We start from the raw sequence: 16342 nt of genomic DNA, 5'->3' as shown, positions 1-16342 counted from the left end.
AAAAAAGAACGTAAAGGCTGAACTGGCATAAGCCATCCTTTACGTTCCCTTAAAAATCTGCTTAAATTTGTGCCCAAACGCTTTCTAAAACGTTCGTTTGGTTACGGTCTGGACCTACAGAGAATGTTGAAATGCGCACACCAACTAATTCTGAAATCCGATGTACATAGTTACGAGCATTAGCTGGTAAATCAGCTAAAGTTTTGCAACCAGTGATATCTTCAGACCAACCTGGTAATTCTTCATAAACTGGTTTACAGCGGCTTAATTCTTTCAAGCTTGCTGGATAATGATAAATTAATTCACCATCAAGTTCATAAGCTGTACAAATTTTCACCGTTTCTAAACCACTTAACACGTCAATCGAGTTTAATGACAAATTCGTAATTCCTGATACACGTTTTGAATGACGCATAACTACTGAATCAAACCAACCGACACGACGCGGACGTCCTGTTGTTGTTCCGTATTCTTTACCGACACGACGAATGGTTTCTCCTGTTTCATCAAATAATTCTGTTGGGAATGGGCCGTCACCGACACGTGAAGTGTACGCTTTGCAGACACCAACCACTTTATTAATTTTTGATGGACCAACGCCACTACCGATAGTTACGCCACCAGCTACTGGATTAGAGGAAGTAACAAATGGATAGGTTCCTTGATCGATATCCAACATGACACCTTGTGCCCCTTCAAATAAAACCCGTTTTCCAGCATCTAATGCATCATTTAAAATAACCGAAGTATCTGTAACATATTGTTTAATTTGTTGTCCGTATTCATAGTATTCTTCAAAAATATCATCAAATTCAATGGCTTCGCTATCAAACATTTTAACGAATTGACGATTTTTTTCTTCTAAGTTAATTTGCAAACGTTCCGCAAAAATTTCTTTATCCAATAAATCAGCGATACGGATTCCCACCCGTGCTGCTTTATCCATGTAGGCTGGGCCAATTCCTTTAATCGTTGTCCCAATCTTGTTTTCACCTTTCGCATCTTCTTGCAATTGATCCAATTTAATATGATACGGCAAGATGACATGGGCACGATCTGAAATACGTAAATTATCAGTGGCAACATTATTTTCTTTTAAATAAGCTAATTCTTTTACTAAAGATTTTGGATTCACAACTACGCCGTTACCAATTACACTAATTTTTTCTTTATAGAAAATCCCTGAAGGAATTAAATGTAATTTATACGTTACGCCGTCGAATTTAATGGTATGTCCGGCGTTATCTCCGCCTTGGTAACGAGCGATCACTTCTGCGTTTTCACTTAGAAAGTCTGTAATTTTTCCTTTACCTTCGTCGCCCCATTGCGTTCCAACAACTACTACTGATGACATTCGAACACCTCGTTCATAATTTTTTTGTCCTGAATCATTGTACCAGTAAAACCAGTCCCTTTCAAGGGTAAAAATCGAATATTCTTTCACAATCAAAAGCGTTTCTGTCAAAAATACGAACATTTTTAGTTATGTTTTTGTAAAATAATAAAATATACGAATATTGTTCGTGTTTTACTCTCTGATTTTAATCCCTTAATAAGCAAAAAAACGAACTCAAATAATGAGTTCGTTTTTTTAAAATTCTGTCCTCGGCGAAAGCGAAGAAAATTTATTATATTCTTTAATGAAAAGTAATTCGACCGTTCCACGCGCACCACTACGGTTTTTCTCAATGATGACTTCTACAACATTGTCAACTTCTGGTGGCTCATGATCGCCGTCTTCTCCTTCACCACGATCATAGTAATCATCACGATAAAGAAAGGCAACGATATCGGCATCTTGCTCAATGGATCCTGACTCACGAATATCACTTAACACAGGACGTTTATCTTGACGTTGTTCCACGCCACGAGAAAGCTGTGACAAAGCGATAACCGGGACTTTTAATTCTTTCGCTAATTTTTTTAATTGACGTGAAATATCAGAAACCTCCTGTTGGCGGTTCTCTTTTCCAGTTCCTTCAATCAATTGTAGGTAGTCGATCAAAATTAGACCTAAGTTGCCTTTTTCTTGTGCTAATTTACGGCATTTCGCACGAATTTCGGTAATTTTAATCCCTGGTGTGTCATCAATATAGATATTCGCACGGGACAAACTACCCATCGCAATAATTAAGTTTTGCCATTCTTCTTCAGATAATTGCCCTGTTCTTAAATGGCTGGCCTCAATGGATCCTTCTGCACAAAGCATCCGGTTCACTAATGATTCTGCCCCCATTTCTAAACTAAAAATAGCGACAGCTTTATCTGTTTTGGTGCCGACATTTTGGGCAATATTTAATGCAAAAGCGGTTTTCCCTACCGCTGGACGGGCCGCTAAAATAATTAGCTCTTCCGCTTGCAAGCCGGCAGTCATTTTATCCAATGCTTGATAGCCTGTAGGTAAACCAGTAATCTCTTCATCATTTTGGTATAATTGGTCAATATTCGCAATAGTTGTATTTAGAACATCTGAAATTGATAAAAAGCCACTACGATTCCGCTTTTCGGAGACTTCTAAAATGCTTCGTTCTGCATCATCCAAAATAGATTCAACATCTTCACCTTGCTCAAAGCCTTTAGTTACAATCTCTGTAGCGGTTTGGATTAAGTTGCGCAGCAACGATTTTTGTTCAACAATTTTTGCATAATAAATGACATTGGCAGCTGTCGGCACAGCTAAAGCTAAATCTGACAGATAACTTAGTCCACCAACATCTTCTAACAAATTCTCTTGTTCTAGGCGATCTTTGATTGTTACCACATCAATCGCTTCATTTCGGTCGCTTAAGGTCATCATCGTTTGGAAAATCAACTGATGACTACGACGATAGAAATCTTTAGGTTCCACATATTCCATCGTTTCTATTAGCACATCTGCATCTAAGAAAATAGAACCTAAAACGGCTTGTTCCGCTTCAATATTTTGTGGCGGTACCCTATCTTGCAATAATTCATTCATTTTGTTCTCTCCCACGATGTCTTACTTTCTGGTTCATTTAGTCTATCCATTTTAACACAATTTCATTAAAAAAAGTACATTTTTTCTCTGCTGATTTCTCTATTTTTAGTTCACTTTCCAATTTTAAAAAATATACAATTAATAAAAATATAATACTTTTGTTAATTTAAAGTTTTGTGCATTTGATTTTTAAATATTATAAAAAATAATTTGAGTAATTTATTTTGCATAAAAAAGAAGCCGGGGAAATCGGCTTCTTTTTTATCGATTGTATTATTCCGCTACGACATGAACCTTAATTTTCGCTGTAACTTCATGATGTAGTTTGACTGGTACGTTAGTGTAACCTAGAGAACGAATTGGGTTGGCTAATTCGATTTTGCGTTTATCCAATTTTACATTGTATTGTTTGTTTAAGGCTTCTGCAATTTGTTTTGAAGGAATTGAGCCAAATAAACGGCTGTCTTCTCCAGCTTTTGCCTTGATCTCTACAACAGTCTTTTCATCTTCTAAAAAGGCTTGCATTTCTTTTGCTTGTGCTAAAACTTCTGCTTCATGTTTTTCTTGGGCTTTCTTTTGACCCGCTAACGCACTCATGCTCCCTTTATTGGCTTCTTTCGCATAACCATTTTTAATTAAAAAGTTTTGGGCGTAACCAGTTGGCACTTCTTTTACGTCCCCTTTTTTTCCTTTTCCTTTAACGTCTTGTAAAAAAATGACTTTCATTTCCTTCACTCCTGTTCATACATTTCATTAATATTTTGACGAATTACATCAAGTAGTTGCTCTTTTACTTCTGCTACTGTTACGTTTGATAATTGTACTGCCGCATTAGTAAAGTGACCGCCACCACCTAAATTTTCCATAATAATTTGGACATTAATTGAACCATTACTCCGAGCACTAATGCCAATCTGTTGATCCGTCCGCTTGGTAATGACAAATGCTGCATTAATCCCTGCCATAGAAAGTAATGTGTCCGCCGTTTTGGCAGCTGTGACACTATCATATTCTTTGTCTTCACTCCCTGCAACAACGACGGTATCTTTTGTGACATATTCGCTTTTAGAGATTAAATTGTTCATTTCCAGATAGCTTGTAAGATCAGAACTTAATAGATATTGTACTAAAGATGAGTCTGCTCCACAAGTTCGTAAATAACTAGCCACATCAAATGTTCGCGCCGTCGTTCGTGTATTGAAACTTTTCGTATCAACCACAATTCCCGCCAACATCATGGTTGCTTCAAAGGCCTGCAGTTTATTTGCGCTATTACTTTGGTATTCGATCAATTCTGTGACTAATTCTGAAGCAGAAGAGGCAGAAGATTCAATATAAGAAAGCAAGGGTTTTGCTGGAAATTCGTCTCCTCGTCGATGGTGATCAATGATTACCACTTTATCAAAACGCTCATATAGCTCTTGTGAGATCGATAGAGACGGTTTATGGTAATCTACCATAACTAATAAGCTACTTTCTTTCTTGCGCTTCATGGCCTCTTTAGGACTAATAATACGCTCTTCTAATTCTGGGTACTCTTTAATCGCCTCTAACACTCTTTTGACATCGGGAATGATTTCATTTTCATCTAAAACAATCCACGCTTTTCGATTATTAAATGAAGCTAAACGAGCAACACCAAATGCTGAACCTAACGCATCCATATCTGGATAACGATGGCCCATAATATAGATGTCAGCTGATTCCGCAATAATTCCCTTAATTGCCATGCTCATTGCGCGAGAACGTACTTGGGAACGTTTCGTCGTTACTGCCGTTTTTCCACCAAAAAATAACGGCTTCGCTTCATCTTTAGCTTCTTTTACAACCACTTGATCACCACCACGAACTAAAGCTGTATCTAGGTTCGTTTGAGCTGTGGTCCCGGTTTGATCTAAGGTTGGCCCCCCATAAGCAATCCCCATGCTTAACGTAATGGCTACTTCATGGTTAGCTGATTCCTTACGGATCGTATCCAAAATAGAAAATTTTTCGTCCATCATTTTTTGAATATCTTCCCATTGGGCAATGAAAAAATAACGTTCTGCGTTGATTCGCTTATAAAAAACTTTGTATTGGTCCATCCAATCAGAAACCATCGTCGTAATGAAACTATTCAAATAAGAAATTTCTTTCTCATCCATTGTATCGGTGACATCATCATAATTATCGACAGACACAATGCCAATAGCCGTTTGCATTTCGACTTTTTCTTGATACAAATTACTTTCTTTAGTGATATCTTCAAAAGTAATTGTATGTTGTTCTTTATTGACGCTAAAGCGATAGGTATTTTCGTCAATCGTAAAGATATCTTGGTTTCGTTCTGCTAATTCTAAATAAGACGTAACTTGGCTAGCGGTTAACGTTAGCTGATTGTCTTTATTAAAAATAGAAGCAGCATAAGGATTAAGCCATTCTACCGCGCGTGTTTCCCCGTTATACGTAATAATTCCCACAGGTACTTCATTTACAACATAATCCAACGATTGTTCAGCAATGGAACTTGCTTCTTGAATCTTTTCTACGTTTGTAATTTCTACATCTCTAATCAACAGCCGAATAACCACTAAGAGAAAGATATCTAATGCGATAATTACCGCCAATAGCAGCCATTTATTTGTTAGTAAGAAATAGAGGAGAAATTCTACTAAGAGAAGACCCACAACAATTAAGAAACCGTTTTTTTGAATTCTCTTCTTTTGCATTTTTTTTGCCTCCAATCTTTCTGCAGACCTTTGAGGCGACTTGTTCCAACGAGCGTATTGCTCTGGTGATTCACTAGTTATTTCATCCCTTATTTTATCACAAAACACTTCATTCTGCGAACCTTGTTATGTTTCACGTGAAACACTAGTCAAGATAAAAAAGAACCAAAGAGCAAGCTCTTTGGTTCTGGAAATTGTCATAAAATTATTGTTCGTCACTAACGAATGGTAATAATCCCATGATACGTGCGCGTTTAATAGCAATCGTTAATTTACGTTGGTTTTTAGCGCCAGTACCTGTAACACGACGTGGTAAAATTTTGCCACGTTCTGAAATGAATCGTTTTAACAATTCAGTATCTTTATAATCGATGTATTCGATGTGGTTTGCTGCGATGTAGTCGACTTTCCGACGTTTACGTCCGCCTCTTCTTTGTTGTGCCATTCTTGTTCCCTCCTATCAAATTCGTTTAGAATGGTAAATCATCATCTGAAATGTCGATAGATGAACCTGAGCCACCAAATGGATCAGAATCTTTATCGAAATCAGGCATACCGTTATTGTTTTGCGACTGAGAAGATGATGGATTGAAACTATTGTTGTTGTTATTAAATCCAGAACCGGCATTGTTATTACCAAAGCTACGATTTTGTGATTGATAACCATTTTCGTTGTTATTAAAGCTACCGCCGCCAGTTCCTCTTTGTTCTGAAGCAGAACGAGATTCTAACAATTGGAAGTTTTCACAAACCACTTCAGTTACGTAGACACGTTGACCTTGTTGGTTCTCGTAGTTACGAGTTTGAATTCTTCCGACAACACCTAATAATGTACCTTTACGGGCATAATTAGCCATTGTTTCTGCGGGTTTACGCCAAATCACACAGTTGATAAAGTCTGCTTCACGGTCACCATTTTGATTCGTAAAGTTACGGTTTACAGCAAGTGTAAAGGTCGCAACAGCTGAACCACTAGCGGTGTAACGTAAGTCAGGATCTTTTGTCAATCTTCCGACTAATACAACGTTATTAATCATTCAAAACATCTCCTTTCGTCAATAAATGTTTCATGTGAAACAAATTATGCTTCTACCTTCACGATCATATGACGGATAATATCGTCATTGATTTTTGCTAAACGATCAAACTCGTTGATTGCGCCAGCTGTTGATGGAGAAGTAACATTAACGATATGATAGATGCCTTCACGGAATCCGTTCATTTCATATGCTAAGCGGCGTTTTTCCCAATCTTTAGATTCGATAACTTCTGCTCCGTTATCTTTTAAGATTGTGTCGAAACGTTCTACTAAAGCAGTTTTTGCTTCTTCATCAATGTTCGGACGAATAATGTACATGATTTCGTACTTCGTATCTTGACTCATTGATTTTCACCTCCCTATGGACTTCAAGGCTCTTAGTTGGCTAAGAGCAAGGAGAACATACCTAAAAAGGTAGTTCACAATCTCTAATTATATGCTAATTGATGGACAAAAGCAAGAAATAGTTTTGAAAAGCCCCAATAAAAAAGTTTCGCCAACTGGCGAAACTTTTTTATGTTATTCTTCTGTTTCTGATGTTGTTTCGTTTTCTGTTGTTTCTACAACTTCAACGATTTCTTCTTCCACTTCTTCTGGTTCTACAACAGCCATTGTTACCACTTTGGCACCATCTTCCATTCTCATTAAACGAACCCCTAATGTTGCGCGTCCTGTTTGAGAAACAGAATCAACGTTAAAGCGGATAATGACGCCTTTGTTCGTAATCAATAAGATATCTTCATCACCATTGACCGTGGTTAAACCAGCTAATGGACCATTTTTCTCAGTGATATTTGCTGTCTTAATCCCTTTACCGCCACGTCCTTTAACTGGATATTCAGAAGCTTTTGTACGCTTACCATAACCATTTTCAGTAATGACTAGGACTTCTTTATTTTCATCCAGAATCGCTGCGCCGACCACATAATCATTTTCGCGGAGACGGATTCCACGAACACCTGATGCTGTCCGGCCCATATCACGTACAGTATTTTCATCAAATGTGACAGAGTATCCTGCATGTGTTCCGATAATCATCTTCTGATTGCCATTAGTCGTTACCACGTTAACTAACTCATCATCTTCTTTTAAGCTAATGGCGATTAATCCATTACTACGGATATTAGAAAAGGCTGTTACGGCTGTCCGTTTGACGGTTCCTTTTAAGGTTGTGAAGAACAAGTATTTACCTGCTTCCGCTTTGCCCTCAACAGAAATAATCGCTTGAATTTTTTCTGCAGAATCAATTCCCAGTAAGTTAATCACTGGAATTCCTTTTGCTGTTCTACCGTATTCAGGGATTTCGTAACCTTTTGCTCGGTAAACTTTCCCAGTGTTCGTAAAGAATAATAACGTGTCGTGTGTTGAACAAGAAACTAGGTTTTTCACGAAATCATCATCGTGAACGCCCATCCCTTGGACACCACGTCCGCCGCGGCGTTGCGCCCGGAATTCGGAGTTTGCCATCCGCTTAATGTAGCCGTTATTGGTTAACGTAATCACGACTTCTTCTTCTTCGATTAAATCTTCATCTTCAAGACTTAGGACTTCACCTACTAATAATTCTGTGCGTCGTGCATCACCAAATTTTGTGCGAACGTCATTTAACTCTGTTTTAATGATTTCAATGACGCGTTCTGGGCGGGCTAAAATGTCCTCTAAGTCCGCAATGAATTTCAATAGCTCTTGATATTCATTTTCAATTTTGTCGCGTTCTAAGCCTGTTAAACGGCGTAAACGCATATCTAAAATCGCTTGCGCTTGACGATCTGAAAATTCAAAGCGTTCAATTAACGTTGCTTTTGCTTCGTCATCTGATTGTGACCCACGGATAATGGCAATGATTTCATCGATATGATCTAAGGCAATTCGTAGACCTTCTAAAATATGCGCCCGTGCTTCTGCTTTGTTTTTGTCAAAAATCGTCCGGCGAGTAATGACTTCTTTTTGGTGTTCGACGTAGTTTTCTAAAATACGTTTCAAGCTTAAAATTTTCGGTACGCCTTTTTCGATGGCTAACATGTTAAAACCAAAAGATGTTTGTAAGGCAGTCATTTTGTACAAGTTGTTTAACACAACAGAGGCACTCACATCTCGACGAACATCGATGACAATCCGCATGCCTTCACGAGAAGATTCATCCCGCAAATCAGTAATTCCTTCAATTCGTTTATCTCTGTGTAATTCAGAAATTCGTTCGATTAATTTGGCTTTATTCACCATATAAGGCAATTCAGTTACTAAAATACGTTCTTTTCCATTCGGCATTTCAGTCAATTCAACTTTTGCACGAACAGTAATCGAACCTTTCCCTGTTTCATATGCTCGGCGAATCCCTGATTTCCCCATCACTAAACCGCCTGTTGGAAAATCTGGTCCAGGTAACACTTCCATCAATTCATTCGTCGTTACATCAGGATTGTCCATCAATAAACTTGTTGCATCAATCACTTCACTTAAATTATGTGGTGGAATATTTGTTGCCATCCCCACCGCAATCCCCGTTGTTCCGTTAACTAGTAAGTTTGGAAAACGAGCAGGTAAAACTACTGGTTCTTGTTCTGAATCATCATAGTTTCCTTGGAAATCGACTGTATTTTTGTTAATATCTCGTAGCATTTCTAAAGCAATTTTACTCATACGTGCTTCGGTATAACGCATAGCGGCAGCGCCGTCACCATCGACAGAACCGAAGTTTCCGTGGCCGTCAACTAACATAGCCCGATAACTAAAAGGTTGTGCCATCCGCACCATTGATTCGTAAATCGCACTGTCCCCATGGGGGTGATATTTACCCATAACATCCCCAACAATCCGGGCTGATTTTTTGTGTGGTTTATCAGGGGTTACCCCTAATTCGTTCATTCCATATAAGATTCGGCGATGAACAGGTTTTAAACCGTCACGAACGTCAGGTAACGCGCGGGCTACGATAACACTCATTGCGTAGTCAATGAAAGATTCTTTCATTTCGCTGGTCAGATTGACGTCTTGAATGTTTTCTTTAATTTCTTCACTCATGAATTTTTTCCCCTCTAAATATATGTTCTAGCGTCTCTTACAACGTTGCGACACATTAAATATCCAAGTTTTTCACGTAATGGGCATTTTCTTCGATAAACGCACGACGTGGTTCCACACGATCGCCCATTAGCATTTCAAAAATTTGGTCAGCTTCAATGGCATCATCGACACTCACTCGCGCCATTAATCGTTTTTCTGGGTCCATTGTTGTTTCCCAAAGTTGGTGATCATCCATTTCACCCAAACCTTTGTAACGTTGAACACTTGGTTTTGGTGAAGCAGGTAATTCTTCTAACACTTTTGCTAGTTCCTCTTCAGCATGTTTGCCCGGTTGAACGTAGGTGATGTTTTTCCCTTGTTTCACACCATATAGTGGTGGTTGAGCAATATACACATAACCAGCTTCAACAATTGGACGCATGAAGCGATAGAACAAGGTTAATAACAACGTTCGAATATGCGCACCATCGACATCGGCATCGGTCATAATCACTAGTTTGTGATAACGTGCTTTAGAAACATCGAAATCTTCGCCGAAGCCTGTTCCCATAGCTGTAAATAATGACCGAATTTCTTCATTGGCTAAAATTTTATCCATGCTGGCTTTCTCGACATTCAAGATTTTCCCACGAATTGGTAAAATGGCTTGGAATTCACGGCTACGGCCTTGTTTTGCTGAACCGCCGGCCGAGTCTCCTTCGACGATAAATAATTCGCATTTTTCCGGATCTTTACTTGAGCAATCAGCCAGCTTCCCTGGCAAGTTGCTAATTTCTAACGCGCCTTTACGACGGGTGACTTCACGGGCTCTTTTAGCGGCTAAACGAGCTTTTGAAGCCAACATGCCTTTTTCGACAATTTGTTTGCCGACTGTTGGATTTTCCATTAAAAATTTTGTAAAGTATTCTGAGAATAGACGATCCGTAACGGTCCGTACTTCTGAGTTCCCTAATTTCGTTTTCGTTTGTCCTTCAAATTGAGGATCGGGATGTTTGATGGAAACCACTGCGGTTAAGCCTTCACGAACATCTTCCCCAGTTAATTTTTCATCGTTTTCTTTCATCAATTTTTGTTTACGTGCATAGTCATTAATCACACGTGTTAAAGAAGTTTTAAAACCAGATTCATGCGTTCCGCCTTCATAAGTATGAATATTGTTGGCAAAACTTAAAATATTTGAGTGGTAGCCATCTGTATACTGCATTGACACTTCCACTGTAATATCTTGTTGCTCTCCTTCAATGAAGATTGGCTCTGGGAAAATAACGTCTTTATTGGCATTTAAATGCTCAACATAACTCTTAATCCCGCCTTCATAGTGATACTCTTTTTTATCTTCTTGTCCTTCACGACGGTCTTCAATTGAAATGTGTAAGCCTCGATTTAAAAAGGCTAATTCACGAACCCGTGTTGCTAATTTATCAAAATCATAAACGGTTGTTTCTGTAAAAATTTCAGGATCTGGAATAAAGTGAACAGTGGTTCCGTGACGATCCGTTTCTTCGATAACTTTTAGGTCATCAACAACCGCACCACGACGATATTCTTGGTAATACACTTTGCCATCTTTATAAACACGAACATCTAAACTGGTCGATAAAGCATTAACAACAGAGGAACCAACACCGTGCAAGCCACCTGATACTTTATAGCCGCCACCGCCAAATTTCCCGCCGGCATGTAGCACTGTAAACACTGTTTCCACAGCTGGGCGACCTGTTTTGGCTTGAATCCCGACTGGAATTCCACGACCATCATCGATAACAGTAATACTATCGTCTGGTTCGATAATTACTTGAATTGATTTAGCAAATCCTGCTAAGGCTTCGTCGATAGAGTTGTCAACGATTTCCCATACTAAGTGGTGTAACCCTTCGCCACTAGTAGAACCTATGTACATACCAGGACGTTTCCGGACAGCTTCTAAGCCCTCCAAAACTTGAATCTGACTAGCGTCATATTCTTGCGCACGTTCTCTCATGTTTTTTTCTTCTTCTGTCATGTCGCTGAATTCCTTTCTATCTTGCCTTGTTGAACATAGAAAATATCTGGTTCAACTGTTAGCTTGTCTTTTATGTGATCTAAACTAGTTGTCGTTAAGAACGTTTGAACTTTGCCTTCAATCGTTTCTAACAAGTGAATTTGACGTTCATTATCTAATTCACTCATGACATCATCTAGTAATAACACAGGATATTCTCCTGTTTCTGAATGCATCAAATCAATCTCTGCCAATTTAATACTTAAAGCTGTCGTTCGCTGTTGGCCTTGTGAGCCATACGTTTGAACATTTTGACCATTGACAATAAACAGCAAATCGTCACGATGAGGGCCTAAAAAAGTATTCGCTTTAAACAATTCACGCTTACGATTGTTCATTAATTGTTGGAGCAATTGATTTTGAAGTGCTTCTAAGGAAAGATCCGTGTTGTCAATTGGGATGCTTGATGCGTAGTCAATGGTGAGCGTTTCGCGTCCATGACTAATTTTTTGATGGAGTAAGTTTGCCCAGTGTTCTAATTTTTTAAGAAAACCTAACCGAGCGTATAGAACTTTCCCGCCAAATTCAGCTAGCTGCTCTGTCAAAATATCCAGATAAACAGTATCTGTTTGTTTCTTTTCAGCTAGTTGTTTTAGGTATTGGTTCCGTTGCTTTAAAACAGACTGATATTGGACAAGATCATAAAGATAAATAGGACTCACTTGTCCGAGTTCCATGTCAATAAATTTCCGGCGGACTTGAGGTGAGCCTTTCACCAAAGATAAATCTTCTGGGGCAAATAAAATAACATTCAGTTGCCCAATGTACGCACTGAGCCTTTTTTGCTCAATGTGATTAACCTTGGTTTTACGTCCTTTGTTGGAAATTAAAATTTCCAACGGCACGGTGCCTGTCTTTTTTTCAACCACACCGCTAATTTTAGCTGCTGCTTGTTCCCAGCCAATTAATTCTTTTTCATTGCTGGTTCGATGACTTCGTGTCATTGCTAGAACATAAATGCTTTCTAACAAGTTGGTTTTTCCTTGGGCGTTTTCGCCTAAAAAAAGATTTAACGTTTTTGGAAAATCTAAGCTGACTGTTTCATAATTACGATAATGCTGAAGTGTCAGCTCATTCAGCCGCATCGTCGGACTCGTTTCCGTTTTTCACCATAAAAAAAGTACCTTCTTCAGGTATCTCAATCATCATGCCCGCATAAAGTTTCCGTCCGCGACGATTTTCCAACTCGCCATCAACAAACACGCTATTATCTGCCAAATACCATTTGGCTTGGCCGCCACTACCAATGACGTTGATTTCTTTAAGAAACTGACCAAGCGTTATATACTCAGTTGCTAAAACAAACGTTTTTTTCAATGTGCATCCCTCTTTTTTCTAATACGTTCTCATATATATTATACCCTTTTTCATAAGAGAAAACAAATTTATCTGTCTAATTTTCATTCTAAGCAATTTTAATTCTAAATGACCGAAAATATTATTAGGATAAAAAAACTCTTAAAAAGCATTTTAAAACGGAAATTGATATTTTCTTGAGAAAAAAGGGGCCTGATTTGGCAGAAATGACGAGTAGCGTTTAACTAAAAAACAATTAGGGGTAACTCAAAGACAAACGAAGAGGGCGCGCAATGAAGAAAAGTAGCTTGTAGAGGTCTGAGCGTCGTTTTAAGCAACGTAAACTTCTTTCACTAGGAAATATTCATAAAAAAATGAACAGCCCTTAAACGAAAAATTAAAGGGCTTTTTTCTTTATCCACGAAAAAAAGGCAGAATTTATTCGTCAAACGATAGTTCAAACATTCACAATCATATTAGCGTAAAAGCTATTCTAGTTATAAAAAGCTTATCTAGCAGCGTTTATCGGCTTTAAACAGACGACAAAAAAGAACCTTCGGCGATCATATTGATTTTCCGAAGGTCTTTTTTAAACATGATTAATTTGTACGAACCGGTGTAATTAGTTGAATGAAATCTAGTTCTGTTTCGGTTGGCTCCAATGTAAACGGACGAATTGGAGAAAGGAATTTCACGGTAATATTCATATCGCCAAACGCTCGCAACGCATCTTTCATATAATCTGGGTTGAAAGAAATATCCAACGCTTCACCAGAAACATTTTCATAGTTTAAAGCTTCTTCGACTTTTCCAATTTCAGGTGAATTTCCATATAAAACAACAGAATCTGGTGAAATTGAAAGGCGAACAATATTGTTACGTCCTTCATGAGAAAGTAAAGAGGCACGTTCGATTGCTGAAAGCAATTCTGGTACATAAAATTCAATTTGCGTGTTATGGCTAGTTGGAATTAAACGGTTGGTATCAGGATAATTTCCTTCTAACAAACGAGAATAGAAGTACATTGTTTCTGTTTTAAATAGCACTTGATTTTCCATAATGCTGATTTCAACCATTTCTTCTTCATTGGTTAATGAACGAGAAAGTTCAGTTAAACTTTTTCCTGGAATTACAATGTTAAAGTCTTCTACTGCTTGTTCTGTCGGGATCACACGTTGACTTAAACGATGTGAATCTGTCGCAACGGCAAGTAATTTTTGATTTTCTAAAATAAAGTGAACCCCAGTTAAAATTGGACGACTTTCGTGCATCGATACAGCAAAACCTGTTTCACTAATAATTTTTGTCAATAAATGAACAGGTAATTTCATTTGGTTTTGAGTATCAATTACTGGTAAGTGCGGATAATTATCAGCATCTAATCCATTAACCGTAAAATCAGCTTTTCCTGAAGTAATTGCAACTTGATTGTTATCTAGAACTTCCATTGTGAACATATCTTCTGGTAATTTACGAATAATTTCGCCAAAGAAACGAGATTGTAAAACGATGCTACCTGTGCGTTCAATGGTCATTTGAGCTTTTTCATCATCTTTACTTAAAAAACTTTCAATTGAAATATCCGCGTTACTCCCAGTAAGTGATAAGCCATCTTCTGATAACACAATTTTAACACCTGTTAAGATTGGAATCGTTGTTTTAGAAGAAATTGCTCGTTGAACAGTTTGTAATTCTTGTAAAAAGACACTTCGTTTGACCGTTAATTTCATAATGTAAACTCCTTTTTAAGTATTTTCAATACGTTCTAATTTTGTACGCCACTGTTTTGTATATTATATATAAATAAATAATAAAAGTAATAGGGCATGTTGATTCTGTGGAAAAGTCAAAAGAGCATTGATTTTACTAAGTTATCCACTTGTGTATAAGTTGTGGATAACTTTGTTCTTTTTTGTTTAGTTTTCCACATCCTAAGAGTTCAATAAATTTTTAATTTCACTGACTTCTTTTTGAATCGCTGGATCTTTTTCCAATAATTGCTGAATCTTTTCGTGCGCATGAATCACCGTTGTATGATCTTTGCCGCCAAATTCGGCACCAATTTTTGGCAAGGAATTGTCGGTCATTTCTCTAGCAAGATACATTGAGATTTGACGAGGAACCACAATTGTTTTCACCCGTTTTTTCCCTTTTAAATCTTTAAGAGGCACATGATAATATTTGGATACTTCTTCTTGAATTTGTAAAATGGACAATTGATTTTTACTACCAACTGATTTTAGAGATTTCAAGGCGTCCGCCGCTAAACTAGTGGTAATATCTTCTCCATTAATAGTTGCAAAGGCTTGAACACGGACCAAAGCACCCTCTAATTCACGGATGTTGGAATCAATTTGACCAGCGATATAACTTAGTGTATCATCCGGAATTTCTAAACGCTCGGCATCTGCTTTTTTGCGCAAAATTGCAATCCGTGTTTCTAAATCAGGCGGGGTGATATCAACAGACAAACCCCAAGCAAAGCGAGAAACTAATCGTTCAGGTAATTTTGGAATATCATTCGGCGGGCGATCACTTGTTAAAACAATTTGTTTATTTTCATTGTAAAGATCGTTGAAGGTATGGAAAAATTCTTCCAATGTTGCTTCTTTTTCCGCCAAAAATTGAATATCATCGACTAATAATAAGTCAACATTGCGATATTCTTTCCGAAATTGTTCGGATGTTTTTGTTTGAATTGAGTTGATAAATTCATTCGTAAACGTTTCGCTACTAACATATTTGACTTTGGCATCTGGTTGATTCACTAACATTTGATGACCAATAGCATGCATCAAATGGGTTTTCCCTAACCCTACACCACCATAGAAGAAAAGGGGATTGTAAATCGAACCCGGATCCTCGGCAACAACAAGCGCTGCAGCGTGAGCCATTTGGTTTCCTTTACCAATAACGAAGGTGTCGAAAGTGTACTTAGGATTAAGCATCGCTTTTTTACTTTGTTCACTAAAAACAACTTCTTCTTCGGCAGGTTCTTCGAGCTCTTGTGCCAGTGCTGCGTCTTTTTCATCGGCAACAACAAAATGGGGCATCACTTCTGCACCGGTCAATTTAAATCCAGTTTCGACAATTTTTGCCGAAAGATTTTTTTCCCAGTAATCACGATGAACTGCAGAAGGGACTTCTAGCCACAATTGATTGTTGTCTAATTTCAAAGGGCGTGTGGTTTTAATCCAAGCATCAAAACTTGGCGCCGACAAAATCGCTTGATAGGCTTCTTCAAGGCTATGCCAAAAACTTTCCACGTCGGGCAT

General features: G+C 38.0%; 13 protein-coding genes. All 13 read right to left on the bottom strand.

Annotated features, from left to right (window positions below):
* Nucleotides 1-61: 61 nt before the first annotated feature.
* Nucleotides 62-1354, bottom strand: coding sequence for an adenylosuccinate synthase (locus IGJ03_RS00065; protein ID WP_002359213.1), 1293 nt, complete (start codon nt 1352-1354; stop codon nt 62-64).
* Nucleotides 1355-1591: 237 nt separating this feature from the next.
* Complete coding sequence (dnaB, locus tag IGJ03_RS00060; RefSeq protein WP_375804832.1) at nt 1592-2959, bottom strand: replicative DNA helicase; 1368 nt, start codon at nt 2957-2959, stop codon at nt 1592-1594.
* A 273-nt stretch (nt 2960-3232) separates the two neighbouring features.
* A complete protein-coding gene (gene rplI, locus IGJ03_RS00055) occupies nt 3233-3685 on the bottom strand; it encodes a 50S ribosomal protein L9 (RefSeq protein WP_002356023.1) in 453 nt (150 codons plus the stop codon).
* A gap of 5 nt (nt 3686-3690) precedes the next feature.
* Nucleotides 3691-5667 carry a DHH family phosphoesterase gene (locus tag IGJ03_RS00050; RefSeq protein ID WP_002356022.1) on the bottom strand — a complete coding sequence of 659 codons (1977 nt, stop codon included), beginning with the start codon at nt 5665-5667 and terminating at the stop codon, nt 3691-3693.
* A 205-nt stretch (nt 5668-5872) separates the two neighbouring features.
* Complete coding sequence (gene rpsR, locus IGJ03_RS00045; protein ID WP_002356021.1) at nt 5873-6112, bottom strand: 30S ribosomal protein S18; 240 nt, start codon at nt 6110-6112, stop codon at nt 5873-5875.
* A 25-nt stretch (nt 6113-6137) separates the two neighbouring features.
* Nucleotides 6138-6704, bottom strand: coding sequence for a single-stranded DNA-binding protein (ssb, locus tag IGJ03_RS00040; protein WP_002364599.1), 567 nt, complete (start codon nt 6702-6704; stop codon nt 6138-6140).
* Nucleotides 6705-6748: 44 nt separating this feature from the next.
* A complete protein-coding gene (gene rpsF, locus IGJ03_RS00035) occupies nt 6749-7051 on the bottom strand; it encodes a 30S ribosomal protein S6 (protein ID WP_002356019.1) in 303 nt (100 codons plus the stop codon).
* A gap of 174 nt (nt 7052-7225) precedes the next feature.
* Nucleotides 7226-9727 carry a DNA gyrase subunit A gene (gyrA, locus tag IGJ03_RS00030; protein ID WP_002361457.1) on the bottom strand — a complete coding sequence of 834 codons (2502 nt, stop codon included), beginning with the start codon at nt 9725-9727 and terminating at the stop codon, nt 7226-7228.
* A gap of 55 nt (nt 9728-9782) precedes the next feature.
* Nucleotides 9783-11732 carry a DNA topoisomerase (ATP-hydrolyzing) subunit B gene (gyrB, locus tag IGJ03_RS00025; protein ID WP_002359210.1) on the bottom strand — a complete coding sequence of 650 codons (1950 nt, stop codon included), beginning with the start codon at nt 11730-11732 and terminating at the stop codon, nt 9783-9785.
* Nucleotides 11729-12856 (bottom strand): DNA replication/repair protein RecF, encoded by a 1128-nt coding sequence (gene recF, locus IGJ03_RS00020; protein WP_002356016.1) that lies wholly within the window; start codon nt 12854-12856, stop codon nt 11729-11731. Before recF ends, gyrB begins: the two co-directional genes overlap by 4 nt.
* The gene (gene yaaA / locus IGJ03_RS00015; protein WP_002356015.1) at nt 12843-13088 is read right to left on the bottom strand and encodes a S4 domain-containing protein YaaA; all 246 of its coding nucleotides are present in this window, start codon (nt 13086-13088) and stop codon (nt 12843-12845) included. Before yaaA ends, recF begins: the two co-directional genes overlap by 14 nt.
* A 578-nt stretch (nt 13089-13666) precedes the next feature.
* The gene (gene dnaN, locus IGJ03_RS00010; protein WP_002356014.1) at nt 13667-14797 is read right to left on the bottom strand and encodes a DNA polymerase III subunit beta; all 1131 of its coding nucleotides are present in this window, start codon (nt 14795-14797) and stop codon (nt 13667-13669) included.
* Nucleotides 14798-14998: 201 nt separating this feature from the next.
* The gene (gene dnaA, locus IGJ03_RS00005; protein ID WP_002356013.1) at nt 14999-16342 is read right to left on the bottom strand and encodes a chromosomal replication initiator protein DnaA; all 1344 of its coding nucleotides are present in this window, start codon (nt 16340-16342) and stop codon (nt 14999-15001) included.

This window comes from Enterococcus sp. DIV1315a, assembly GCF_051712325.1.
GTDB lineage: Bacteria > Bacillota > Bacilli > Lactobacillales > Enterococcaceae > Enterococcus > Enterococcus faecalis.
The sequence above is the reverse complement of the archived record's forward strand: the minus strand, read 5'-3'. Positions and strand labels throughout refer to the sequence as shown.